The following is a 23,777-nucleotide window of genomic DNA, read 5'->3' as shown; positions in this document are numbered from 1 at the left end:
CTAATCCGATGGCGAAACTCCCGGACTCCTTCATCGACAACCTGCTGTCGCGCGTCGACCTGGTCGAGATCATCGGCGCGCGCGTGCCGCTGAAGAAGCAGGGCAAGGACTACTCCGCGCGTTGCCCGTTCCACGACGAACGCTCGCCCTCGTTCACCGTTTCGCCCAGCAAGCAGTTCTACTACTGCTTCGGCTGCGGCGCCAAGGGCACCGCCATCAGCTTCCTGATGAACTACGACCGCCTGGGCTTCATGGACGCGGTCGAGGACCTGGCCAAGCGCGCCGGCGTCGAAATCCCGAAAGACGCGCGCCACGGCAAGGACGAGGAAGGCTTCCGCGACCTGTACGCGGCGCTGGAGGCCAGCGGCCAGTTCTTCCGCAAGCAGCTGGCGGCGTCGAACAAGGCCCGCGAGTATCTGGCCAAGCGCGGCATCGACGCCGGCTCGATCGAACGCTTCGGCATCGGCTACGCGCCGGAGGGCTTCAACGGCCTGATCGACGCGCTCGGCACCGACGAACGCCGGCGCGCGTTGCTCGACAAGACCGGCATGCTGTCGAAGTCCGAGAACGGCCGCGTCTACGACAAGTTCCGCGGCCGCGTGATGTTCCCGATCCACGACCGCCGCGGCCGCATCATCGCCTTCGGCGGCCGCGTACTGGAGAAGGACGACGGCCCGAAATACCTGAACTCGCCGGAAACCCCGCTGTTCCACAAGGGCCGCGAACTGTACGGCCTGTGGCAGGTGAAGCAGGCGCACAGCCGCATTCCGCGGCTGATCGTGGTCGAGGGCTACATGGACGTGGTCAGCCTGTTCCAGCACGGCATCCGCGAGGCGGTGGCCACGCTCGGCACCGCCACCACGCCCGACCACGCCGAGCTGCTGTTCCGTAACAGCGCCGACGTGATCTTCTGCTTCGATGGCGACAAGGCCGGCCGCGCCGCGGCCTGGAAGGCGGTCGAGTCGATCGTGCCGCGCATGCGCGACGGCCGCCAGGCCTTCTTCCTGTTCCTGCCCGAGGGCGAGGACCCGGACACCATCGTGAAAAGCGAGGGCGCGGCCGGTTTCGAAGCGCGCCTGCAGGACGCGATGACGCTGTCCGACTACTTCTTCGAGGAACTCGGCAAGGACGTCCGCATCGCTACGTTGGAAGGCAAGGCGCGCCTGGCCGAAAAGGTGAAGCCGTATCTGGAGAAGATGCCGGACGGCGCCTTCCGCGACCTGATGCGCGAACGGCTGACCGCGATGACCGGCGTCAGCCAGACGCCGGCCGCCGCCGAACGCCCGGCCGCGCCGAGGAGCGCGCCGCTGGCGCCCAAGCGCAGCCTGGTGCGCGCCACCGTGACCCTGCTGCTGTTGCAGCCGAAGCTGGCGCTGTCGGTGTCGCCGCCCTACCCGTTCGCCACGCTGGAATTGCCGGGTATCCCGTTGCTGGTGCGTCTGCTGGATGTCATCCACGACCGGCCGGACATCCTGGCCGCCGGCCTGCTGGAGGTTTTCGACGGCGACCCGGACCACGGCGCGCTGCAGAAGCTGGCCATGGCCGAGCTGCCGGGCGACGCAGAGATCTGGGCACGCGAGTTCGAGGACGCCATCGGCCAGCTCAACCGGCAGGCGCGCCAGCAGCGCTTGGCCGAACTGCGCCAGCGCATGGCGCAAAGCGGGCTGAGCATGCAGGAAACCGAAGAGCTGCGGGAACTGCTGAAGCCGGCTTGATTCGCTTTGCGCTATGCTTGGGTTTCCGACCACCCGAGGAACCCCGCATGCGGACCCCACTGTTCGTCTTCACCCTGTTCGCCGCCGGCCTGAGCCAGGCCGCGACGCCGGAACGCATCGAGTCCGGCAATCGCGTCAGCGAGAACCTGCCGGAGATTCCGGCCGAACTGATCGACAGCCTGAACCGCTACCAGAACACCCGCGGCGCCGGCTTCGCCGGCTGGACCGGTGACGGCTGCCTGCTGGTCAGCACCCGTTTCGCCGACACCGCGCAGGCGCACCGCGTCTGCCAGCCGCTGGGCACGCGCGAACAGCTGACCTTCCACAAGGAACCGGTGGCCGGCATCACCCCGGCGCCGGCCAAGGCCGCGCGGCCCGGCTTCGTGTACGCCAAGGACAAGGGCGGCGACGAGTTCAGCCAGCTGTACTGGTTCGATCTGGCCAGCCGCGAGAATGTGCTGCTGACCGATGGCAAGCGCAGCCAGAACGGCGGCACCGTGATCAGCGACGACGGCACGCTGATGGCCTACGGCAGCACCGCGCGCAACGGCAAGGACCGCGACATCTGGCTGCGCGACATGCGCAGCGGCGAGACCCGCCTGTTGCTGGCCGCCGGTGGCAGCTGGAGCGCGCTCGACTTCGCGCCGGACGGCAAGACCCTGCTGGTCAGCGAATACCGCTCAATCAACGATTCGCGGCCGGGCGAGGTCGACGTCGCCACCGGCAAGCTGACGCTGTTCCCGGTCGAGGGCGGCACCGCCGCGTTCGGCGGTTTCGAATACGCGCGTAACGGCAAGGGCGTGTATTTCGTGTCGGACGAGAAATCGGAATTCCTACAGTTGCGCCATCATGACCCGGCCACCGGCAAGACCCGTGTGCTCAGCAAGGACATCCCGTGGGACGTCAGCGCCTTCGCGCAGAGCGCGGACGGCGGCAAGCTCGCGTTCCTGAGCAACGAGGACGGCATCTCGCGCCTGCGCGTGCTCGACACCGCGACCGGCAAACCGCTGCCCCTGCCGGAACTGCCGGTCGGCGTCAGCGGCGGCCTGCAGTTCTCGCCGGACGGCGCGCGCATCGCGCTCAGCATCAACACCGCGACCTCGCCCAGCGACGTGTACGTGATCGACCTCGCCGGCGCCGCGCTGACGCGTTGGACCCGCAGCGAAGTCGGCGGCCTGGATTCCTCGCAGTTCGTGACGCCGACCCTGGTGCGCTTCAAGAGCTTCGACGGCCGCAGCATCCCGGCCTTCTACTACCGTCCGCCGGGCGTGGCGCCGGACCGCAAGGTGCCGGTGCTGATCAATATCCACGGCGGCCCGGAAGGCCAGGCGCAGCCGAGCTTCAGCCCGACCATCCAGTACCAGCTGCGCGAACTGGGCGTGGCCGTGCTGGTGCCGAACGTGCGCGGCTCCAGCGGCTACGGCAAGACCTACCTGCAGCTGGACAACGGCTTCAAGCGCAAGGATTCGGTCAAGGACATCGGCGCGCTGCTGGACTGGATCGCGGCGCAGCCCGGCCTGGACAAGGACCGGGTCGGCGTGGTCGGCGGCAGCTACGGCGGCTACATGGTGCTGGCCAGCATGGTCGACTACAACGACCGCATCCGCGCCGGCGTCGACGTGGTCGGCATCTCGCACTTCAGCACCTTCCTGACCAACACCGAGAGCTACCGCCGCGACCTGCGCCGCGCCGAATACGGCGACGAACGCGAGCCGCGCATGCGCGCCTTCCACGAGCGCATCGCGCCGCTGAACAACGCGCGCGCGATCACCAAGCCGCTGTTCGTGGCGCAGGGCTTCAACGACCCGCGCGTGCCCTACACCGAGGCCGAGCAGATGGTGAAGGCGGTGCGCGGCAACGGCGGCGACGTCTGGTTCCTGATGTTCAAGGACGAAGGCCACGGCTTCCGCAAGAAGCCCAACAGCGACTACTACGGCGCGGCCGAGATGCTGTTCTGGCGCAAGTACCTGCTCGGGCCCTGAGCCGGCAGGATGAGGCCATGAAAAAACCCCGCACATGCGGGGTTTTTTCTGCGCCGCCGCCGATCAGGCGACGGTGAAGGTCGGCGGCATCAACCAGTGGTCGAGCAGCAGGAAGGCGAACAGCGCCATCAGGTACCAGATCGAATACTTGAACACTTCCATCGCGAACAGCTCGTCGGGCGGATCCATCAACCGGATGGCGTAATACAGGAACACGCCGCCGAGCACCAGCGCGCCGCCCAGATAGAACAGGCCGGTCATGCCGGTGATCCAGGGCAGCAGCGAGACCACCAGCAGCAGGATGGTGTAGAACAGGATCTGCCAGCGCGTGTAGGTCACGCCGTAGATCACCGGCAGCATCGGAATCAGCGCGCGCGCGTAGTCGTCGCGGCGGAAGATGGCCAGCGCCCAGAAATGCGGCGGGGTCCAGATGAAGATTATCAGGAACAGCAGCAGCGCGTGCGGATCGACCGTGCCGCTGATCGCAGCCCAGCCCAGCACCGGCGGCGCGGCGCCGGCGGCGCCGCCGATCACGATGTTCTGCGGCGTGGCGCGCTTCAAAAAGCCGGTGTACACCACCGCGTAGCCGATCAACGAGGCGAAGGTCAGCCAAGCGGTCAGCACGTTGACCTGCCAGACCAGCAACGCCATCGACAGCGCGCCGAGCGCCAGCGCGAACACCAGCACCTGGGTCGTGGTCAGGCCGCCGGTCGGCAACGGCCGGTGCGCGGTGCGCGCCATCACGGCGTCGATGCGCCGGTCGAGCAGATGGTTGATGGCCGCGGCGCTGGACGCCGCCAACCAGATGCCGAGCGCGCCGAACAGCGCCGGCCGCCAGGGCGGCAGGCCGGGCACGGCCAGGAACATGCCGATCACCGCGGTGAACACCAGCAGCGCGACCACGCGCGGCTTGGTCAGCTCCAGATATTGACCGACCGGAATCATTCGATGACCGGTCCCGGCTCGGGCGCGCGCAGACGCGCCAGCAAGCCGACCAGCACGAACAGCAGCAGCGCGGCGCCGGCGTTGTGCGCCACCGCCACCCACAGCGGCAGGCCGAAATGCACGTTGCTGATGCCGAGCGCGACCTGCGCGGCCAACAGCAGCAGCAGCAAGCTGCCCCAATACACCAGACCGGGCGTGCGGATCAGCTTGACCGCCAGCGCCAGCAGGTAGGGCGCGACCACCACCGCCATGCCGCGGTGCGCCAGCTGGATGGCGACGCGCGACGGGCCGTCGAGCACGCCGCCTTCATAGTCGACGCCGATACCGCGCCAAAGCACGAAGCCTTCGCGGAAATCATGCGGCGGCAGCCACTGGCCGTTGCAGGTCGGGAAATCGGTGCCGCAGGCCAACGCCGCGTAGTTGGCGCTGGTCCAACCGCCGAGCGCGATCTGCACCACCAACAAAGCCAGGCCGAGCCACAGCAGGCGCTTCAGCAGGCCGGCGTCGCCGTTCAGCAGCGCGCTGTTCGGGGTGCTGCGCCAGGCCAGCCAGGTCAACAGCGAGAAGGTGGTCAGGCCGCCCAGCAGATGCGCCATCACGATCACCGGCTTGACCAGCCAGATCACGGTCCACATGCCGAGCACGGCCTGGAATACGATTACCGCCAGCAGCAGGGTCGACAGGCGCGCGCCGTCCTCGTTCGACCAGCGCAGGGCCTGGGTCAGCAGGATCAGCTCGGCGGCCAGGAACAACGCCAGCGAGAGCATGTGGTCACCCGCCATCAGGCCGGGCACGCCCATGTAGGCCGGAATCGACAAGGCCACCAAGGCGGCCGCACCGGCCACGCTGGCCAGGCCGAAACGGCGGCGGCGCGCGGCCAGCAGGGCCAACACGAACACCAGCAGCCCCAGGCCGGCCGCGATGTGGCGGTGGAACTGCTCGCGCCAGGCCTTGTGCACCTCGACCGCGCGCTCGAACACGGCATTGGCGGCGGCCACCTCGTGCTCCTTGACCGGCCAAGCGGCCTTGCCGTAGCAGGTCGGCCAATCCGGACAGCTCAGGCCGGCGTTGGACAGGCGCACGAAGCCGCCGAACACGATGACCACCAGGGCCAGCAGAACGGCGGCCCAGGCGATGCGGTGGAAATGCTTATGGGCGTTCATCGGGCTATTTTACGAGTTTTGCCAGGTCTTTACGCAAACCCGAGGGATCGAAGCCGGGCGGATAGCGCATGACCACATAACCGCCGGAGTCGATGATGTAGGCCGGATGCCCGGCCGCGGCGTCGATGTCGCGCAGGGCGGCGGTCAGGGCCGGCGCCGGCCGCATCGGCACCAGGCCCTCGAACGGTTGCGCGCCCGCCGGCAGTTCGGCGAACCACAGCACGTAGATGCGGGTGGCGTGCCGGCCCTGGCTCAGCCAGACCCGGTGCAACACGTCGTATTGCGCGGCGCAGGCGGCGGCGCAGGGCCTGTCCGACACGAACACCAGGCGCCAGCCGTTTTCCTCCGGACGCCAGTCGTACGGCGTGCCGTCGGCGCGCGGGAAGCGCTGCGCGCTGAAATCCAGCGGCGGCTGCAGCAGCTCGCCGAAGTTCTTGTGCTTTTCCGGCTCCCAGCCGGCGAAGCGCAGCAACGCCGCGATGCCGAACGAACCGAAGAACATGGCCACGATCAACAGCAGCACCAGACGCGAACGCCACTGCCGCTTTTTGGATTCATCCACCTGCATTTTCCTTCCTTCTCCAGAAACCGATGCACAACACCGCGAACGCCGCGGCCAATCCGAACCACTGCAGGGCGTAGCCGCGGTGTTTCTCCGGCGGCAGGGTGTTGGCCTGCACCTGCAGATCGCGGGCGAAGCCGATGCGCTCCGCCGGATCCGGGCGCAGCACCCGCGCGGCCAGTCCATGCTTGAGACCGGCCTGCAGCGCCTCGCGGTCGATGCGGGTCAGCAGCCAGCTGCCGTCGGCCTGCACGCTATAGGCCGGGCCCATGGCCAAACCGGCCGAAGGCGGCGGCAACAGCAGCCCCTGCACGCGATGGGTGCCGGACAGCGCAGCCGGCTTCGGCAATTGCCGGTCGCCGGACACCGGTAGCCAGCCCAGATCCACCAGCAGTGCCGTACCGTCGCCGGCGACGGCCTGCTGGAACACCGAGACCCCGACCCGCTCGCCGCGGCGCTGGTTGTCCAGCAGCAACAACGGCTCGGGCAGGAAGCGCAGCTCGGCAGCGGTCCATTGGTATGCCTCGGGGCGCGCCAAGGCGTCGGCCAGCGGCACGGCGCGCTTCTCGGCCAATGCCGTCGCCACCGCCTGCAGCTGCGCTTCCTTTTCGCGGCCGCGCTGCAGCTGCCAGAGGCCGAGCCGCAGCAGCAACAGCTCCACGGCCAAGGCCAGCAGCACCGCGATTAAGCGCGTTTTCACCCGGGCACTCCGCATTTCGCCGATAATGGCGACATTACCCCGCATCCGGTGAACCCCATGCAAAAGCTGCTCATCATCGCCTTCATCCTCGTGATCATCTGGAACCTGGGCGCCGGCCTGTACTACATGATGGTCGACAAGGGCAAAAGCGACCGCACGGTGAAATCGCTGTCCTGGCGCATCGGCCTGTCGGTGCTGCTGATCCTGCTGGTGGTGGCCGGCATCTTCACCGGCGTGATCAAACCGCACGGCGTGCACGGCTGAAGCCGGCGCGCCCCGAAGCGGAAAGGCCGGCTTGCGCCGGCCTTTTTCGTTACAGCACGTAGACGAACAGGAACAGCAGCAGCCAGACCACGTCGACGAAGTGCCAGTACCAGGCCACCGCCTCGAACGCGAAGTGGTGGTCCTTGCTGAAGTGGCCCTTGGCGCAGCGCAGCCACATCACCGCCAGCATGATGGTGCCGAGCAGCACGTGCATGCCGTGGAAACCGGTCAGCATGAAGAAGGTGGAACCGTAGATGCCCGAACCCAGGGTCAGGTTCAGCTCCTGGTAGGCGTGGATGTATTCCTCGGCCTGCAGCACCAGGAACACCACGCCCAGCAGCACGGTGGCGCCCAGCCACCACAGCAGCGGCTTGCGTTCGTTGGCCTTCAGCGCGTGGTGCGCCAGGGTGATGGTGACGCCGGAGGTCAGCAGGATCAAGGTGTTGATCAGCGGCAGGCCCCAGGCCGGGATGGTCTCGAAGGCGCCGCCGATGGCGGTCGGGCCGTTGGTCGGCCAGCCGGCCACGAAGCCCTGCCACAGGTATTGGTTGGTCAGCGCGCCGTCGCCCTCGCCCGAGAGCCACGGCAGCACGAATTGACGGGCGTAGAACAGGGCGCCGAAGAAGGCGGCGAAGAACATCACTTCCGAGAAGATGAACCACATCATGCCCATGCGGAAGGAGGTGTCGACCTGGTCGTTGTACTTGCCCTGCAGCGACTCGGAGATGACGTCGCCGAACCAGGAGCCCAGCACCAGCAGCACGGCCAGCAGGCCGACGAAGAACAGGCCCTGGCCCCAGGACACGCCGTTGAACCAGTTGGCCACGCCGATCATCATGATGAACAGGGCGATGGAGCCGAAGAACGGCCAGCGGCTGTGGTGCGGAACGAAGTAGATGTCGGCGTCGTGGTTCTGGGTAGTGGCCATGGTTATCCCCGGAGTGCTGGGTTAAGGCGCCGCCAAGGCGGTGCCGGGTGCCGCGCCCGCGCTCAGTTTCGCGGTGGCGGCGTCATTGATGAAGAAGGTGTACGACAGGGTCAGGGTGCTGACCTCCTTCGGGAGGTCGGCGCTGACGATGAAACGCACCGGCATGCGCTTGGACTCGCCGGGCTGCAGCGCCTGCTCGGTGAAGCAGAAGCACTCGGTCTTGTTGAAGAAGGCCGAGAACTGGTTCGGCGCCACCGACGGCGTGGCGTTGCCGACGTTGGCGTACGGCGCGGTGTTGACCGCGGTGTACGAGGCCTCGTAGACCTTGCCGGGCGTGACGGTCATGCGCATCTGGTCGGGCGTGAAGCGCCAGGGCAGCTTGGAGTTCACGGTGCCGTCGAAATAGACCTGCACCGTGCGCCGCTCGTCGACCGCGGCGCCCTTCACGGGCGCGGCGGTGGCGGTGTTGTCCAGCTTCACGCCGAAGATCTTCTCGCAGGCGATGTTGTACATCGGCACCATCGCGAAGGCGAAGCCGAACGCGGCCACCGCCAGCCAGATCATCTTGCGCGTACCGCGCTGGGTGTGCTGTCCGCTCACGACGCCGCCATCCCTTCCGTCAATGGCTCACGTCGCCGTGGGCCAGGTCGCCGTCCTTGATGACCGGCGGCTTCTCGAAGGTGTGGTGCGGGGCCGGGCTCGGCACGGTCCACTCCAGGCCCTTGGCGCCTTCCCAACTGCGCGCTTCGGCTTTGGCGCCGCCGCGCACCGACTTCCACACGATGTAGGCGAACAGCAGCTGGCTCAGGCCGAAGCCGAAACCGCCGATGGACGACCACATGTTGAAGTCGGCGAAGGCCGGGTTGTAGTCCGGGACGCGGCGCTGCATGCCGGCCAGGCCCAGGAAGTGCTGCGGGAAGAACAACACGTTGACGAAGATGGTGGACAGCCAGAAGTGCCACTTGCCCAGGGTCTCGCTGTACATGTGGCCGGTCCATTTCGGCAGCCAGTAGTAGGCGCCGGCCATGATCGCGAACACCGCGCCGGTGACCAGCACGTAGTGGAAGTGGGCGACCACGAAGTAGGTGTCGTGGTACTGGAAGTCGGCCGGCACGATGGCCAGCATCAGGCCGGAGAAGCCGCCGATGGTGAACATCACCACGAAGCCCAGGGCGAACAGCATCGGGGTCTCGAAGCTGATCGAACCGCGCCACAGGGTGGTGACCCAGTTGAACACCTTCACGCCGGTCGGGATGGCGATCAGCATGGTGGCGTACATGAAGTACAGCTCGCCGCCCAGCGGCATGCCGACGGTGAACATGTGGTGCGCCCAGACGATGAACGACAGGAACGCGATCGAGGCGGTGGCGTACACCATGGCCTGGTAGCCGAACAGCGGCTTGCGGGCGAAGGTCGGGATGATCTCCGACACGATGCCGAACGCCGGCAGGATCATGATGTAGACCTCGGGGTGGCCGAAGAACCAGAAGATGTGCTGGTACATGACCGGATCGCCGCCGCCGGCGGCGTTGAAGAAGCTGGTGCCGAAGAACTTGTCGGTCAGCAGCATGGTGACCGAACCGGCCAGCACCGGCATCACCGCGATCAGCAGGAAGGCGGTGATCAGCCAGGTCCAGACGAAGATCGGCATCTTCAGCAGATCCATGCCCGGGGCGCGCATGTTGAGCACGGTGGCGATGATGTTGATCGCGCCCATGATCGAGCTGACGCCCATCAGGTGGATGGCGAAGATGGTGAACGAGATGTTGGTGCCGGACTGCAGCGACAGCGGCGGATACAGGGTCCAACCGCCGGCCGGGCCGCCGGAACCGATGCCGAAGCCCTGCAGGATCAGCGGCAGCAGCAGCAGGGTGAAGGCGAACGGCATGATCCAGAACGACCAGTTGTTCATGCGCGGCAGCGCCATGTCCGGCGCGCCGATCTGCAGCGGGATCATCCAGTTGGCCAGGCCGACGAAGGCCGGCATGACCGCGCCGAAGATCATCACCAGCGCATGCGTGGTGGTCATCTGGTTGAAGAACTCGGGGCTCACCAGCTGCAGGCCGGGCTGGAACAGCTCGGCGCGGATCACCATCGCCATGGCGCCGCCGATGAAGAACATCACCAGGGCGAACAGCAGGTACAGGGTACCGATGTCCTTGTGGTTGGTGGAGTAGAACCACCGCTCGATGAAACCTTGCTTATGATCGGCCATGACTTGCCTCGTTTCTTGAATTTCGGGATTGCGTTAGACGGCAGGAGCCGCGGCGGGGGCGGTAGCGGCTTCGGCGGTGGCCGGGGCGCTGGCGGCATCGGCCGGCGCGGCTTCGGCGGCCGGAGCGGCCTCGGCCGGTGCCGGTGCGGCCGGCTTCTGGGCGGCCAACCAGGCGGCGTATTCGGCCTTCGGCAGCACCTTCACCACGATCGGCATGAAGCCGTGGTCCTTGCCGCACAGCTCGGCGCAGACGCCGCGGTAAGTGCCGGGCTTGTCGACCTTGGTCCAAGCGTCATTGATGATGCCGGGGATGGCGTCCTGTTTCCAGCCCAGGGCCGGAACCCACCAGCTGTGGATGACGTCGTCGGCGGTGATCACGAAGCGGATGCGGGTGTCGGCCGGGATGACCAGCGGCTTGTCGACGTCGCGCAGATAGGTGGTGTGGCCGTGGATGTCGGTCTGGGCCGTGGCCTTGTCCTGGCGCAGGTCGTCGGACTTGCGGTCGAGGCGGGAGATGAAATCGACGCCTTCGCCGACGTATTCATAGCGCCACATCCACTGGTAGCCGGTGATCTTGACGACCATTTCGTCCTTCTCGGCGTTGTGGTCGGCACCGTACTGGGCGATCACCTTTTCGGTCGCCGGCCAGGCCGAGACCAGCAGGATCAGCACCGGAATCACGGTCCAGATCAGCTCCAGCTTGGTGCTGTGGGTCAGGCTGGTGTCCGGCACCGCGCCCTTGGACTTGCGGAACTTGAGCAGGGCATAGGCCATGGCGCCGAACACCACCACGCCGATCACCACGCAGATCCACAGCATCATCATGTGCGCGCTGTAGGCGTTAGCGGCGGTCTGGGTGACGCCCGGGGTCATGTTCAGCTGCCAACGGACCGGTTCGGTCGGTTCGGCCTGCGCGAACGCCAGCAGGGAAGCCGACAGACCGGCGAGGGCCACGGCGACTTGGGTCATGCGAGGAAATTTCATATCCGGCCTCAGTTTTACTCAACACGCAATTTTAACGCCCAAGCGCGGGCTTGGGCAAGGCCTGCCATTGTCGCCGATTTCACGGTCCAAGGGGTTACGCTTTGCCGAAAAGCCCCCTAAAATTGGCAGTCTTCCGCTTTCCGGACCCCGCCGTGGACCCGATCATCGCTCCCGAACTGCCGGCCCGACGGCCGGAATTGATGCAGCGCATCACCGCCGCGTACCTGCGCGACGAGACCGAACACGTCAATGAACTGCTGGCCCAGGCCGCCATCGGTCCGGCCGATGCCGCGGCCGTGCAGACTCAGGCCGTGGCCTTGGTGGAACGCACCCGCCTGCGCGCCGCCGATCCGGCGATGGTCGAGGCCTTCATGCGCGAATACGACCTGAGCTCGGAGGAAGGCGTACTGCTGATGTGCGTGGCCGAGGCCCTGCTGCGCATCCCCGACCAGGCCACCGCCGACAAACTGATCCGCGACAAACTCGGCGACGCCGACTGGGACGCCCACCTCGGCCAATCCACCTCTTTATTGGTGAACGCCTCGACCTGGGGCCTGATGCTGACCGGCCGGCTGGTGAACCTGGCCGGCGAGACCCAGCGCAACGCCATGGGCTCGTTCAAGCGCCTGGTCGGGCGCATGGGCGAACCGGCCATCCGTCTGGCGGTACGCCAGGCCATGCGCATCATGGGCCACCAGTTCGTGATGGGCCGCAGCATCGACGAGGCGCTGAAGCGCTCGGTCAGCGGCGACAACGCCGCCTACCGCTACAGCTTCGACATGCTCGGCGAAGGCGCGCTGACCCGCAAGGACGCCGCACGCTACCTGCAGGCTTACCGCGACGCGATCCGCGCCATCGGCGCCGGCGGCCCCTACCCCGACGTGTTCGCCGCGCCCTCGATCTCGGTCAAGCTCTCGGCCCTGCATCCGCGCTACGAATTCAACCAGCGCGCGCGCGTGTTGGCCGAACTGACCCCGGCGGTGCTGGAACTGGCGCAGCTGGCCAAGGCCCAGGGCATCGGCTTCACCATCGACGCCGAGGAATCCGAGCGTCTGGAGCTGTCGCTGGACGTGATCGTCGGCGCGTTCTCCGATCCGTCGCTGGACGGCTGGAACGGCTACGGTCTGGCCGTGCAGGCCTACCAGAAGCGCGCGCCGTTCGTCATCGATTACCTGGTGGACGCCGCCCGCAAGGCCGGCCGGCGCATGCCGGTGCGCCTGGTGAAGGGCGCCTATTGGGATTCCGAAATCAAGAAGGCGCAGGTCGATGGCTTGGCCGGCTATCCGGTGTTCACCCGCAAGGCCAACACCGACCTGAGCTATCTGGCCTGCGCGCGCCGCATGTTCGCCGCGCACGACGCGCTGTATCCGATGTTCGCCACCCACAACGCGCAGACCATCGCCGCCATCCACCGCATGGCCGAGGGCCGCGATTTCGAATTCCAGCGTCTGCACGGCATGGGCGAGCACCTGTACGCGGAAGTGATCGGCGCCGATAAGCTGGCCGTGCCGTGCCGCGTGTACGCGCCGGTCGGTTCGCACGAAGACCTGCTGCCGTATCTGGTGCGCCGCCTGCTGGAAAACGGCGCCAACTCCAGCTTCGTCAACCGCATCACCGACGCCAGCCTGCCGCCGGCCGAACTGGTGGCCGATCCGGTCGCCACCGTGGCCGGCAACGCGGTCAAACCGCATCCGCACATCCCCACTCCGAACGCCATCTTCGGCGACGAAAGGAAAAACTCCATGGGCGTCCTGCTCTCCAACGACGAAACCCTGAGCCGCCTGGCGGCCGACATCGCCGCCGCGCTGAAACCCTGGCAGGCCGCGCCGCTGGTGCCGGGCACACAATCCGGCGCCGGCTTCACCGAAGTCACCAATCCGGCCGACCGCCGGCAGGTGGTGGGCCGCTGGCAGGCCGCCGACGCCGCGCAGGTGTCGACCGCGCTGGACACCGCGCACGCCGCCTTCCCCGGCTGGGACCACACCCCGGCCGCCGCCCGCGCCAAGATCCTGGAGCACGCCGCCGACCTGATGGAGCAGCGCATGCCGGAGATCATCGCGCTGTGCGTGAAGGAAGCCGGCAAGTCGCTGTCGGCCTCGGTGGCGGAAGTGCGCGAGGCGGTCGACTTCGCCCGCTACTACGCGGCGCAATCGCGCACGCTGTTCGGCGCGCCCGAGAAACTGCCCGGCCCGACCGGCGAATCGAACGAGCTGCAGCTGCACGGCCGCGGCGTGTTCGTGTGCATCAGCCCCTGGAACTTCCCGCTGGCCATCTTCCTGGGCCAGATCGCCGCCGGGTTGGCCGCCGGCAACACGGTGATCGCCAAACCGGCCGAACAGACCACGCTGACCGCGCATCTGGCGGTGCAGATCCTGCATGAAGCCGGCGTGCCGGCCGAGGTGCTGCAGTTCCTGCCCGGCGACGGCGCCACCGTGGGCGCGGCGCTGACCCGCGATCCGCGCGTGACCGGCGTGGTGTTCACCGGTTCGACCGAAACCGCTTGGGCCATCAACCGCGCCCTGGCCGCGCGCAACGCGCCGCTGGCCACCCTGATCGCCGAGACCGGCGGCCAGAACGCGCTGATCGCCGATTCCTCGGCGCTGCCGGAGCAGTTGGTGAACGACGCCGTGGTCGGCGCCTTCGACTCGGCCGGCCAACGCTGCTCGGCCGCGCGCGTGCTGTTCGTGCAACGCGACATCGCCGACCGCGTGCTGGAACTGCTGGCCGGCAAGATGGACGAGCTGCGCGTGGGCGACCCCGGCCTGCTCAGCACCGACGTCGGCCCGGTGATCGACGAAGACGCCAAGGCCGGCCTGCTGGCGCACATCGAGCGCATGAAGAAAGAGGCCCGCCTGATCAAGGCCGTGGCGCTGCCCGACACCTGCGCCAACGGCAGCTTCGTGGCGCCGCACGCGTTCGAGCTGGACTCGCTCTCGCAGCTGACCCGCGAGGTGTTCGGCCCGGTGCTGCACGTGATCCGCTACGACGCCGACAAGCTCGACGACATCCTGGCGCAGATCAACGCCACCGGCTACGGCCTGACGCTCGGCATCCACTCGCGCATCGACGAGACCGTGAACAAGATCGCGCGCACCGTGCGCGTGGGCAACTGCTACGTCAACCGCAACCAAATCGGCGCGGTGGTGGGCGTTCAGCCGTTCGGCGGCGAAGGCCTGAGCGGCACCGGCCCGAAGGCCGGCGGCCCGCACTACCTGCTGAAGTTCGCGTCCGAGCGCACGCTCACCGTGAACACCACGGCGGCCGGCGGCAACGCCAGCCTGCTCACCCTAGCGGAATGATGCTGCCGGAATGATGGCCAAGACGCTGTACAAGGTCAGCTTCTTCAACGCCGGCAAGGTGTATGAGCTCTACGCGCGCCGGGTCGAATCCGGCGCGTTGTGGGGCTTCACCGAAATCCGCGACCTGGTGTTCGATATCAACGAAGGCCTGGTGATCGACCCCACCGAAGAGCGCCTGCGCGACGAATTCGCGCACACCACCGCCCTGCACCTGCCCATGCAAAGCATCATCCGCATCGAAGAAGTGGCGCACAAAGGCCAATCGGCCATCCGCGATGCCGCCACCGGCGAGAAGGTGGTCACTCCGTTCCCGGTGCCGCCGCGGGGCAAGTAAGCCCGCATCCCGCCCCAGAATTTTTCTTGCGGCTAAATTGCCGAAGTGCTTTCCAATGGCCTTAACCGGCAACTAAACCGCCTATCAGCAGTTAGGCCCCTGTGGTGAGATCCGGATTCGTGACGCAGAGCCAGCTACATCTCAACGCCAACTGGCGTTACGAAGAATACGGTCCACGCCGGCACTATGTCATCGAGGCATGGCTGGGCGGCCAACGAAGCGGCCGGGCTCATGGCTGGTTTGAGGAAGGCCGCCAATTCGTTCTTGAAAAGATCGAGATGGATCGTTCGCAGCGGTCGAGAGGCTACGAAACCGCCATGATCGAAGAGCTTCGCGCCAAGGCTCGCGAGAAGCGGTGTGGCGAGTTCGTGATCCAAGGGGTCCGGGCAGCCAACCGTGGCGCGATCAGGCTCTATGAGTCCATTGGCGCAAAGCCGATACAGACCGATTCCGACATATATGCCTATGTCATTTCACCGCCATAAGCCCAACAACTCACCCGACCGGACAGCCGCCCCAAAGTTTGATTAAACTGAACTTGCCCGCGACAGCCGCCGCCAGCGAGAACCGTTCCCGGTGCCGCCACGGAGCAAATAAGCCCATCTGCCGCCGACACGGCGCCCCAGAATTATTCTTGTGGAATAAACTGCCGAACTGATTTCTAATGGCCTCAACCGGCAACTAAGCCGTCTACCAGTAGCTAGGGCATACATGAACAGTAGTTCGCCAGAGCAACACCTCGAAACGATTAACTGCATCGGCTCCAAAGAAGAAGGCCTCGTTTTCATCAAGGTCGTTGCCATGCCGCATGAGAGTCATGTTGAATTCGACATAGCTCAAGCCAGGGCCTTTGCCAACCAGATTCTCGCCGCAGCTGATGAAGTCGAGTCAGGGTGGGTAGGCGGCAACACAGAATCCGCTAGTGACACCTAACGACTCGTCCAAGCGGACAGCCGACCCGGAACATGGTTAAACTGATGCGGTTCGAGGTGACAGCCGCTTAATTCAGTCGTTAGGCCAGTGGAATTTCTATGGAAAAGCAAGAGCAAAAAACATATTTAGAGCCTACGCAAGAATCGGGACGAGAGCTTTTCACTCGCGGCATCGCCGGTAGCGTTGTCATGCTGAACCTGCTCAAGTTCCGGAAAATAGCCGACTACTCAGCTGCCCCTCAACTTGCGCCGGATCATCCTATTTCGGGAGAAGCTGCGTACCAGCGCTACATGGCTCACACGATGCCATTCCTGGAAGCTTCTGGCGGTGAAGTGATGTTTTTTGGCAAGGGCGGGCCTTTCCTTATTGGGCCGGAGCATGAGAAATGGGACGCCGCCATGCTGGTCCGTCAATCAAGCCTTGGCGCGTTCATGGCATTCGCTTCTGATGCCGAATGCATGGCAGGCATTGGGCATAGGGTTGCAGCATTAGAAGACTCTCGCTTGCTTCCATTAGTCGAGCCTGAAGCCTAACCACTCGTTCAAGAGGAAGCGTCATTGCAATCGGAGTGACTATGCCACCTGATTCCTTCATCGCTTGTCCAATTGCGCCTTCACCCTTAACTCCGGCGTTAGGCATGGAACATTAATCGTGATAACTCCTAGCAAAATTCCGCTTTACGCCACCGCGCTACTGCTCCTTGCCGCGTTCTCGATCTACGCCATCCTGTCCGGCGCGGATTACCTGAGCTCCCTGCTTCCCGGCGGATTGCCGCTGGGCAACGTGTTGGCCGCCGCCGTGTTCCTGGGCCTGTCCGGCGCCGCCTATCTGTTGGCCAAGCAACGCAAGGTATTGGGCCGCATCGCCGCTATCGTGCTGGCGGCCTCGATCCTCTGGCTGCCGGTATCCGTCGCGCTGGCGCGCAACGCCTCGCTCAACTTCGCCGGCTGGAACGGTACGCTCTGGTTCCTGTTCACCATCGGCCTGCTCTTCGCCGCCATCGGCACCCTGCTGGTCGCCGTGGGCGTGAATCTGTATTCGCTGCGCAAGGCCAAAACCACGGCCAAGTGACGGCCACGCCGTTTTCTGCTTAAATCGGGCCTGTCCACGGCAATCGCCGCCTATGGTGCAAGGCGCATGACCAAATCCCTGATGGCTTCATTCGCGGCATGGCTCATGCTGACCTCCGCTCCACTGCACGCCGAAAGCTGGCAATGCCGTAACACCGTCGAGGTGCAATGCCATGCCGGCGAATGCGCGGCGGAAACGGACGGCATCACGCCGCTGGACGTGCGCTTCGACGCGGACGGCGGCTTCTCGGTCTGCGCCTACACCGGCTGTTGGGACGGTACCGGCAAAGCGGTCCGGAATCCGCCGCATCTGCTGATTTCCGCCGCGCAGGTCGACTGGTCCGATCCGTCGCGCGCGGACGAAAACCGCAGCGATGTCGTCATCGCCTTCGACTCGGCCGACGGCATCGCCCTGGTCAAGGCCGGCGTCTTCGCGCTGCCGATGGCCTGTTCGCGCTCGCTTTGAGCTCATCGCGCGCCTGACGCCATGCCGTTCACGCCCATCCATCTCGGCCCGGGTCTGGCGCTTAAGGCGCTTGGCGGCCGACACGTCAGTTTCATGGTGTTCGGCGGCACCCAGGTGCTGATGGACATCGAGCCGTTGCTCGGCATTCTGCAGGACACACCGGTGTTGCATGGCATGAGCCACACGCTTGCCGGCGCGTTGGCCATCGGCATGCTGGCGGGCGTCATCGGCAAACCGGTCAGCTGGGCGGTCCTGCGGCGGCTGAACATCCCGCATGCGCCGCTGACCTGGACGGCGTCCTTCGCCGGTGCGCTCCTCGGCAGTTTTTCGCACATTTTTTTGGACGCGGTCATGCACGCCGACATGCGGCCGTGGTGGCCGTTTCGCACCGACAACCCTTTGCTGTACCTCATGGGCATCGACCGGCTGCATCTGGCATGCGCCCTGACTGGGCTGCTCGGATTGGCGGTGATCGCGCTCCGGGCCAAACGCGGCCGACGCGGCTAGCCGGCCGCACATGCGCCGCGTTTTCTGCTTAAATTGGAACCAGCCGCGGCCACCGCCGCGCACTCCGTCACCGCCGAGGGCACGCTCATGATCGCCGCCGCCAACAAATTGCTGATGCACAACCGCGTGTTCGCCTGGCTGGCCCTCGCCACCGGCGTTCTGTTGCTGATTCCGCTGGTCGCCATGCAGTTCACCGCCGAGGTGGACTGGGACGCCACCGACTTCATCGTGATGGGCGGGCTGATCTTCACCGCCGGCAGTGTGTTCGTGTTGATCGCCCGGCAGGTGAAGGAAAAGCACCGCCTGCCGGCGGCCCTGCTGGTGGCGGCGGGCTTCCTGTACGTCTGGGCTGAACTGGCCGTCGGCATCTTCACCGACTGGGGCAGCTGAGGTCCGGCGGCCATGCCGCGTTATCTCGCGCTGGTCCTGGCGTACGTCTGCCTGGCCTTGGCATTCATCGGCGTGGCGCTGCCGGGCCTGCCCACGGTGCCGTTCCTGCTGTTGGCGGCCTGGTTCTCGGCCCGCGGTTCTAAGCGTCTGCATGCCTGGCTGTACGGCCATCCGCGTTTCGGCAAGCTGCTGATCGACTGGGAAACCCAGCGGGCGGTGTCGCGCAGGAGCAAACTCATCGCGGTGTCGATGCTGGCGGTGAGCGCGGTCGTGATGTACCACCGGCTGGACAATCCCTGGCTGCTGGCCGGCATCGGTCTGCTATTCGCCGGCGTGGCGGTATTCCTGCTGACCCGGCCGGAGCCGCGCTGAGCCGGCTGCGGTTACACTGGACACCTCCGCTGCCGCCTCCGTCACCGCCATGGCCGAACCGAAATTCCAGTTCTACGAATACGTGCGCGTGGTTTCCGCCGACCCGGAACTGGCCGAGGTCAACGGCGAGCGCGGTGCCATCCTCGGCCGCTCCGAAGACGAAGACGGCGGCTACGGCTACGCCGTGCTGATCGAACGCGACGGCATCTGCTGGAGCGTGGACGAAGCCGACCTGCAGGCCACCGGTGAGTTCGGCACGCGCGCCGATTTCTACGGCGACGGATCGATCCGCGTGCGCGTGGACGGCAACGGCCGCGGCACGCCGGCGGACTGATGCCGTATGCAGACGGCGGTGAAGCTCGTGTTCGTCAAAGGCAGCGGAAAATACGACCGCCTGCTGGTCCAGCGCGGCGACGCGACCGAATCCGTGGACTGCCCGAAGCAGCGCATCATCCCGCACGACATGGTGCATTTTGCGGTGGAAAGCGTGTTGCAGGCGCGCGGCTTCCTGTCGCGCGTGCGCGACGGCGAGACCGCCGCGTTCAGTATGGCGCCTGAAGCCGAAAGCGACGGCGTCGAGCGCCTGGTGGAGGTGTTCCAGGGCGACGCCTGGTCCGGCGGCGACAGTCCGCCCGAAGACATGCTGGCCCTGTACCGGGTAACCTGCGAGGCGCGGCAATGCCCGCCGCTGGCGGTCTGCGCCGACGACATCCGGGCCGTGCGCGGCCGCATCGCCGAACTCGACCGCCGATGGCAGGCGCTGGCGGTGGGGGAGTCGCTGGAGCTGGAACTGTGATGGCACAGGCGAACGCATCGGCAACCGGCATCTTCGGCATATCGGCTCCGGCGCGGGCGGCGCTTGGATTTCCCCATACATCGGGCGGCGCATGAACAGACCGATGGACGCCGACGGCCATTCGACGCCCATGGCGAGCGAGCCCCGCCATTTCGCCGACATCCTGGCGCTGAACGCCGCCTCGGTGCATTTCCTCAGCCCGCTCACGCCCGAGCGGCTGGCGCATCTGCATGCGCATGCGGCCTACCACAAGGTGGCGCAGCACGACGGGCGCGTGCTCGCCTTCCTGCTGGCGTTCGCGCCCGGCGCACCGTACGACAGCGTCAACTACCGCTGGTTCGACGTGCGTTACCGCGACTTCCTGTATGTCGACCGCATCGTGGTGGCCGAGGCCGCACGCGGTCTGGGGCTGGCCTCGCGCCTGTACCGCGACCTGTTCGATTTCGCGCGGGCGCACGGATACGGACGCGTGGTCTGCGAGTTCGACGTCGATCCGCCGAACCCGGCCTCGGAACGCTTCCACCGCGACTTCGGTTTCACCGAAGTCGGCAGCCAACGCCTGTCCGGCGGCAAGACCGTTTCGCTGCAGAGCGCGCCGGTAACGCCGGCCTGCTTGCCGCCCGGGGACGCACGGCGCTAGACTGCGGCCATCCGACACGCGACGGGAGTGCCCATGCGGTCCTTGAAGCTGGAAAAGGCCTTCACCCTGCTGGAACCCGGACCGTTGGTGCTGGTCACCACCCGCGATGGCGGCCGCGACAACATCATGACCCTGTCCTGGACCATGGTGCTGGATTTCAGCCCGCGCTTCGCGCTCACCACCGGCGCCTGGAACCACTCGTTCAAGGCGCTGAGCAAGACCCGGCAATGCGTCATCGCGGTTCCCGGCGCGGACCTGCTCGACAAAGCCGTCGGCATCGGCACCTGCTCCGGCGCGGACACCGACAAGTTCGCCGAATTCCGGCTGACGCCGCTGCCGGGCAGGATGGTCGACGCGCCGCTGATCAAGGAGTGCCTGGCCAACATCGAATGCCGGGTGGTCGAGATCATCAAACGGCACGACATCGTGGTGCTGGAAGCGCTGGCGGCCTGGGTCAATCCGGCGCGCCGGGAGCGGCGCAGCGTGCACGCCGTCGGCGACGGCCGTTTCATCGTCGATGGCCGCACCCTGGACCGCCGGAAGCGGATGGCGGACAAGCTGCCGCCCGGCGTGTAGCGCCGGCACGTGGCTCTATCGGCATTGCCGCGCGCGGGCGGCACGCCGCATAATAGCGGACTGCCCCTGAGGTCCGCCGCCGCATGTCCCTGATCGACCGCAAGCACCACCGTTTCGTATTCGCCTTCTTCATGGCGCTGCTGATGTCCTGCATCATGTCGCTGGTGATCACCCTGTTCAACGTCGGTCTGGTGCCCGACCTGCTTCCGCGCTGGCTGAAGGCCTGGGGTTTCGCCTTCGTCGTGGCCTTCCCGACCGTGACCTTCGTGGCGCCGCTGGTGCACCGGCTGGTCGCCGTGGTGCTGAAAGAAGAACCGCGCGGACACTGAGCCGGACCATGAACGCTTCGTTGATGCGCCATCTGTTCAACCTGTGGCCGCCGTTCCTGGCCGCCGGCATCCACGTCACGTCGCTCGCGCCGGATTTCCGCCATGCGCGCGTGGAGTTGCGGCAGCGGCCCTGGAACCGCAACTACGTAGGCACCCATTTCGGCGGCAGCCTGTTCGCCATGACCGACCCGTTCTGGATGTTCCTGGTGTTGCGTGGACTGGGCAAGGACTACATCGTCTGGGACAAGGCCGGCGAGATCGAATTCGTCAAACCCGGGCGCGGCACGGTCCATGCCGAGTTCCGCATCGACGACGCGCTGCTGGACGCGATCCGGGCCGAGACCGCCGACGGCGACAAGCACCTGCGCTGGCTGCCGGTGGACGTGCTGGACGCCGCCGGCGATGCCGTGGCGCGCATCCGCAAACAGATCTACGTGCGCCGCAAGCCGGGCAAGGCCGGCACCTGAAACCGCCGCGCGGAGTTATCCTGTAGGCCACCTCCGGAGGAACTCCGCATGCGCAAACTCATTCCCCTGCTGATCGTAGCTGTCGGTGCCGCCCTGATGGCGTTCAAGATCGTCGAGGACAGCGAGCCCGGCGCCATCCCCCTGTTGCTGGTGCTGATCGGCGGCGCATGGTATCTGATCGGGCGCCGCCGGTCATAAAACCGTCACACGACCGGCGTAATCTTCCCCGATGGCCGACCGGCGGGAACCGCAGTGCCCGGCCGCAATCAGGGGATATCGCAATGAGCAACTCAAACAGCGCCTGGAACGCGATCATGCAGTATTCGTTCCTGCGGATATTCGCCAACGACGACACCATCGACGCCGACGAGATGACCATGCTGAAACGGCTGGCCTTGGGCGACGGCGTGGTCGACGACAAGGAGCGCGCCGCGCTCTCGCGCATCTTCGCGCGGGCCGACGCCGCCACGCTCGCGCCGGACGTGCGCGAGGACATCGCGCGCTTCAAGGCCCGCCACAACATCGACTGAGCCGGGCGTTCCGGTGCATAATCGGCGGCATGCCCGAACTCGCCGCCATCGCCTTCCGCCGCCAGGCCAAAGGCCGCATGCTGGAAATCGCCGAAGTCGACATCGACCGCGAGACCGGCGTGGTGCCCGACACCCGCGGCAAGCCCGGCCGCCGCCAGGTGAGCGTGCTCAGCCTGCCCAGTTGGCGCGACGCCTGCGCCGAGCTCGGCGCCGACCTGCCGTGGACTTTCCGGCGCGCCAATCTGCTGGTGGACGGCCTGCGCTTCTCGGCCGCCGACGTCGGCCGCATCCTGCGCATCGGCGAAGTGGAGCTGGAGCTGACGGTGGAAACCGATCCCTGCCCGCGCATGGACGCGCAGCATGCCGGTCTGACCGCGGCGCTGACGCCGGATTGGCGCGGCGGGGTCTGCGGCCGGGTGCGGCGCGCCGGCCGCGTGCGCATCGGCGACGCGGTCGGCTTCGCGGATTGAATCCGCGCTTGCCCGCACGCCGTTCCACGCCTACCCTAAACGCATGAACGCATTCCTGCCCCATGCCGCAATCGTGGCCGTCGGCGGCGGCTTGGGCGCGGTGGCGCGCTTCGCCGTCTCGCACTGGCTGTTGCCGCACACCCTCAACCAGCGCTTCCCCTGGTCCACGTTCGCGGTCAACGTGGCCGGGTGCCTAGTGGCCGGCGCATTGTTCGCGTACGCCGCCAAGCATTCGGCGTTCTCGCCCGGCCTGCGCCTGTTCCTGTTCACCGGCCTGCTCGGCGGCTTCACCACGTTCTCGGCCTTCGGGCTGGAAACCGCCAACCTGCTGAAACGCGGCGATATGGCGATGGCGGCGCTGTATGTGCTGGCGAGCCTTGCCTGCGGCCTGGCCGCGATCGGCCTGGCTTACCGTTTCACGCCCTGAAAGAACACCAGCTGCCAGGGCAGCGCCACGGCGCCATCGGGCCCGATGCGGTAGGCCAGATGCTCGGCCAAGCCGGCCGCCAGCGTATCGTCGGCGGCGCGGTCGATGCCGAACATATGGCGGCAATAGAACACCATCGCCGCCTCGCTGTCGAAGCGCCAGGGATAATGCCGCACCTGCATCGCGACATCGCCGAAGCCGGCGGCTTGCAGGCGCGGGATGAAACCGGCATCGAAGAACACGCCTTCATGGCCCTGGCTGTTGTGCCGGTGCACGAAGCCGTTGAGGAAACCGTCCACCGGCGAACAGGCAAGCACTTCGCCGACCAGCAAGCGGCCGCCGGGCCGCAGCACGCGCCGGCATTCGGCCAGGAACGCGTCCTGCCGCGGCGCCGGCACATGGTGCAGACCGGTCAGCGACAGCACCGCATCGAAGGATGCATCGGGAAACGGCAGGTGCTCGGGGCTGGCCAAGGTCGCGCCTTCGGCCGCGAAGCCAACGCTGAAATCGCAGGCGCTCAGGCGCGTGCCGGCCGGCAGGTAGGCATCCAGATAGCCGCCGCCGGCGGGCACGTCGAGCACATCGATGGCATCGGCCGGCAAATCTTCCAAGAGGGCGCCGAACTCGCCGTCACGCGCGTGCGGATGCGTGCGCATGGCCAGATGGTACTGCGCGGCACGAACGGCGAAGATGGCGCTGTAGTCCTGCATGCG

At 66.6% G+C, this 23,777-nt stretch carries 32 protein-coding genes; 23 read left to right on the top strand and 9 right to left on the bottom strand.

What is annotated here, in order from left to right; all coding sequences use genetic code 11:
* Positions 1 to 8 precede the first annotated feature (8 nt).
* Positions 9 to 1,715: a DNA primase gene (dnaG, locus tag IEV56_RS04300; protein WP_188448147.1), complete on the top strand. Its 1,707-nt coding sequence runs from the start codon at positions 9 to 11 to the stop codon at positions 1,713 to 1,715.
* A 47-nt stretch (positions 1,716 to 1,762) separates the two neighbouring features.
* Positions 1,763 to 3,697 (top strand): S9 family peptidase, encoded by a 1,935-nt coding sequence (locus IEV56_RS04295; protein ID WP_188448145.1) that lies wholly within the window; start codon positions 1,763 to 1,765, stop codon positions 3,695 to 3,697.
* Between the two features lie 63 nt (positions 3,698 to 3,760).
* Here IEV56_RS04295 and cyoE read toward each other — a convergent pair whose 3' ends face one another.
* Genes cyoE through IEV56_RS04275 form a run of 4 tightly spaced genes read right to left on the bottom strand, consistent with a single transcriptional unit; the run spans position 3,761 to position 7,067 of the window.
* A complete protein-coding gene (cyoE, locus tag IEV56_RS04290; protein WP_188448143.1) occupies positions 3,761 to 4,642 on the bottom strand; it encodes a heme o synthase in 882 nt (293 codons plus the stop codon).
* The gene (locus IEV56_RS04285) at positions 4,639 to 5,805 is read right to left on the bottom strand and encodes a COX15/CtaA family protein (protein ID WP_188448140.1); all 1,167 of its coding nucleotides are present in this window, start codon (positions 5,803 to 5,805) and stop codon (positions 4,639 to 4,641) included. The genes cyoE and IEV56_RS04285 overlap by 4 nt, the downstream gene beginning before the upstream one ends.
* A 4-nt stretch (positions 5,806 to 5,809) precedes the next feature.
* On the bottom strand, positions 5,810 to 6,367 hold the full coding sequence (locus IEV56_RS04280; RefSeq protein WP_188448138.1) for a hypothetical protein: 558 nt from the start codon (positions 6,365 to 6,367) through the stop codon (positions 5,810 to 5,812).
* Entirely contained in the window at positions 6,360 to 7,067 is a 708-nt protein-coding gene (locus IEV56_RS04275; protein WP_188448136.1) for an SURF1 family protein, read from the bottom strand. Before IEV56_RS04275 ends, IEV56_RS04280 begins: the two co-directional genes overlap by 8 nt.
* A 57-nt stretch (positions 7,068 to 7,124) precedes the next feature.
* Between IEV56_RS04275 and IEV56_RS04270 the strand changes: the two genes are divergently transcribed.
* Positions 7,125 to 7,331, top strand: coding sequence for a twin transmembrane helix small protein (locus IEV56_RS04270; protein ID WP_188448134.1), 207 nt, complete (start codon positions 7,125 to 7,127; stop codon positions 7,329 to 7,331).
* Positions 7,332 to 7,380: 49 nt separating this feature from the next.
* Here IEV56_RS04270 and IEV56_RS04265 read toward each other — a convergent pair whose 3' ends face one another.
* From IEV56_RS04265 to coxB, 4 genes are read right to left on the bottom strand one after another with little or no spacing between them, the layout of a single operon-like run.
* Complete coding sequence (locus IEV56_RS04265) at positions 7,381 to 8,259, bottom strand: cytochrome c oxidase subunit 3 (RefSeq protein ID WP_188448133.1); 879 nt, start codon at positions 8,257 to 8,259, stop codon at positions 7,381 to 7,383.
* A 21-nt stretch (positions 8,260 to 8,280) separates the two neighbouring features.
* The gene (locus tag IEV56_RS04260) at positions 8,281 to 8,859 is read right to left on the bottom strand and encodes a cytochrome c oxidase assembly protein (protein ID WP_229730179.1); all 579 of its coding nucleotides are present in this window, start codon (positions 8,857 to 8,859) and stop codon (positions 8,281 to 8,283) included.
* Between the two features lie 19 nt (positions 8,860 to 8,878).
* Positions 8,879 to 10,474 carry a cytochrome c oxidase subunit I gene (ctaD, locus tag IEV56_RS04255; RefSeq protein WP_188448131.1) on the bottom strand — a complete coding sequence of 532 codons (1,596 nt, stop codon included), beginning with the start codon at positions 10,472 to 10,474 and terminating at the stop codon, positions 8,879 to 8,881.
* A 33-nt stretch (positions 10,475 to 10,507) separates the two neighbouring features.
* Positions 10,508 to 11,443: a cytochrome c oxidase subunit II gene (gene coxB / locus IEV56_RS04250; protein WP_229730178.1), complete on the bottom strand. Its 936-nt coding sequence runs from the start codon at positions 11,441 to 11,443 to the stop codon at positions 10,508 to 10,510.
* 137 nt (positions 11,444 to 11,580) lie between these two features.
* Here coxB and putA point away from each other — a divergent pair, with 137 nt between their 5' ends.
* The 20 genes from putA (at position 11,581) to crcB (ending at position 23,064) form a co-directional block, all read left to right on the top strand.
* Positions 11,581 to 14,757, top strand: a complete 3,177-nt coding sequence (gene putA, locus IEV56_RS04245) for a bifunctional proline dehydrogenase/L-glutamate gamma-semialdehyde dehydrogenase PutA (protein WP_425488560.1) — start codon at positions 11,581 to 11,583, stop codon at positions 14,755 to 14,757.
* A gap of 13 nt (positions 14,758 to 14,770) precedes the next feature.
* Positions 14,771 to 15,091, top strand: coding sequence for a DUF1820 family protein (locus IEV56_RS04240; protein ID WP_188448127.1), 321 nt, complete (start codon positions 14,771 to 14,773; stop codon positions 15,089 to 15,091).
* 119 nt (positions 15,092 to 15,210) lie between these two features.
* Entirely contained in the window at positions 15,211 to 15,576 is a 366-nt protein-coding gene (locus IEV56_RS04235) for a GNAT family N-acetyltransferase (protein ID WP_188448125.1), read from the top strand.
* A gap of 226 nt (positions 15,577 to 15,802) precedes the next feature.
* The gene (locus IEV56_RS04230; RefSeq protein ID WP_188448123.1) at positions 15,803 to 16,024 is read left to right on the top strand and encodes a hypothetical protein; all 222 of its coding nucleotides are present in this window, start codon (positions 15,803 to 15,805) and stop codon (positions 16,022 to 16,024) included.
* A gap of 98 nt (positions 16,025 to 16,122) precedes the next feature.
* Positions 16,123 to 16,557 carry a DUF1330 domain-containing protein gene (locus IEV56_RS04225; protein WP_188448121.1) on the top strand — a complete coding sequence of 145 codons (435 nt, stop codon included), beginning with the start codon at positions 16,123 to 16,125 and terminating at the stop codon, positions 16,555 to 16,557.
* A gap of 118 nt (positions 16,558 to 16,675) precedes the next feature.
* Positions 16,676 to 17,095, top strand: a complete 420-nt coding sequence (locus IEV56_RS04220; protein WP_188448118.1) for a hypothetical protein — start codon at positions 16,676 to 16,678, stop codon at positions 17,093 to 17,095.
* 66 nt (positions 17,096 to 17,161) lie between these two features.
* Positions 17,162 to 17,560, top strand: a complete 399-nt coding sequence (locus IEV56_RS04215) for a hypothetical protein (RefSeq protein WP_188448116.1) — start codon at positions 17,162 to 17,164, stop codon at positions 17,558 to 17,560.
* 21 nt (positions 17,561 to 17,581) lie between these two features.
* Positions 17,582 to 18,067 (top strand): metal-dependent hydrolase, encoded by a 486-nt coding sequence (locus tag IEV56_RS04210; RefSeq protein WP_188448114.1) that lies wholly within the window; start codon positions 17,582 to 17,584, stop codon positions 18,065 to 18,067.
* A 33-nt stretch (positions 18,068 to 18,100) separates the two neighbouring features.
* Entirely contained in the window at positions 18,101 to 18,457 is a 357-nt protein-coding gene (locus tag IEV56_RS04205; protein ID WP_229730177.1) for a hypothetical protein, read from the top strand.
* A gap of 12 nt (positions 18,458 to 18,469) precedes the next feature.
* On the top strand, positions 18,470 to 18,829 hold the full coding sequence (locus IEV56_RS04200) for a YbaN family protein (protein WP_188448112.1): 360 nt from the start codon (positions 18,470 to 18,472) through the stop codon (positions 18,827 to 18,829).
* Positions 18,830 to 18,878: 49 nt separating this feature from the next.
* Complete coding sequence (gene imm31 / locus IEV56_RS04195; RefSeq protein ID WP_188448110.1) at positions 18,879 to 19,163, top strand: Imm31 family immunity protein; 285 nt, start codon at positions 18,879 to 18,881, stop codon at positions 19,161 to 19,163.
* Positions 19,164 to 19,169: 6 nt separating this feature from the next.
* Positions 19,170 to 19,625, top strand: a complete 456-nt coding sequence (locus IEV56_RS04190) for a hypothetical protein (protein ID WP_229730176.1) — start codon at positions 19,170 to 19,172, stop codon at positions 19,623 to 19,625.
* A gap of 91 nt (positions 19,626 to 19,716) precedes the next feature.
* Complete coding sequence (locus tag IEV56_RS04185; RefSeq protein WP_229730175.1) at positions 19,717 to 20,265, top strand: GNAT family N-acetyltransferase; 549 nt, start codon at positions 19,717 to 19,719, stop codon at positions 20,263 to 20,265.
* 33 nt (positions 20,266 to 20,298) lie between these two features.
* On the top strand, positions 20,299 to 20,841 hold the full coding sequence (locus IEV56_RS04180) for a flavin reductase family protein (RefSeq protein WP_188448108.1): 543 nt from the start codon (positions 20,299 to 20,301) through the stop codon (positions 20,839 to 20,841).
* An 83-nt stretch (positions 20,842 to 20,924) separates the two neighbouring features.
* Positions 20,925 to 21,170, top strand: coding sequence for a DUF2798 domain-containing protein (locus tag IEV56_RS04175; protein WP_229730174.1), 246 nt, complete (start codon positions 20,925 to 20,927; stop codon positions 21,168 to 21,170).
* An 8-nt stretch (positions 21,171 to 21,178) separates the two neighbouring features.
* On the top strand, positions 21,179 to 21,637 hold the full coding sequence (locus tag IEV56_RS04170; RefSeq protein WP_188448106.1) for a DUF4442 domain-containing protein: 459 nt from the start codon (positions 21,179 to 21,181) through the stop codon (positions 21,635 to 21,637).
* 48 nt (positions 21,638 to 21,685) lie between these two features.
* Positions 21,686 to 21,835: a hypothetical protein gene (locus IEV56_RS04165; RefSeq protein WP_188448104.1), complete on the top strand. Its 150-nt coding sequence runs from the start codon at positions 21,686 to 21,688 to the stop codon at positions 21,833 to 21,835.
* Positions 21,836 to 21,918: 83 nt separating this feature from the next.
* Entirely contained in the window at positions 21,919 to 22,167 is a 249-nt protein-coding gene (locus IEV56_RS04160; RefSeq protein WP_188448102.1) for a hypothetical protein, read from the top strand.
* A 29-nt stretch (positions 22,168 to 22,196) separates the two neighbouring features.
* Complete coding sequence (locus tag IEV56_RS04155) at positions 22,197 to 22,637, top strand: MOSC domain-containing protein (protein ID WP_188448100.1); 441 nt, start codon at positions 22,197 to 22,199, stop codon at positions 22,635 to 22,637.
* A gap of 43 nt (positions 22,638 to 22,680) precedes the next feature.
* A complete protein-coding gene (gene crcB, locus IEV56_RS04150; protein ID WP_188448098.1) occupies positions 22,681 to 23,064 on the top strand; it encodes a fluoride efflux transporter CrcB in 384 nt (127 codons plus the stop codon).
* Here crcB and IEV56_RS04145 read toward each other — a convergent pair.
* Positions 23,046 to 23,774 carry a class I SAM-dependent methyltransferase gene (locus IEV56_RS04145; RefSeq protein ID WP_188448096.1) on the bottom strand — a complete coding sequence of 243 codons (729 nt, stop codon included), beginning with the start codon at positions 23,772 to 23,774 and terminating at the stop codon, positions 23,046 to 23,048. The genes crcB and IEV56_RS04145 overlap by 19 nt on opposite strands.
* Between the last annotated feature and the right edge of the window lie 3 nt (positions 23,775 to 23,777).

Source organism: Arenimonas maotaiensis (genome assembly GCF_014638745.1).
GTDB lineage: Bacteria > Pseudomonadota > Gammaproteobacteria > Xanthomonadales > Xanthomonadaceae > Arenimonas > Arenimonas maotaiensis.
Note: the sequence above shows the minus strand (reverse complement) of the source record. Positions and strands in the feature narration are given on the sequence as shown.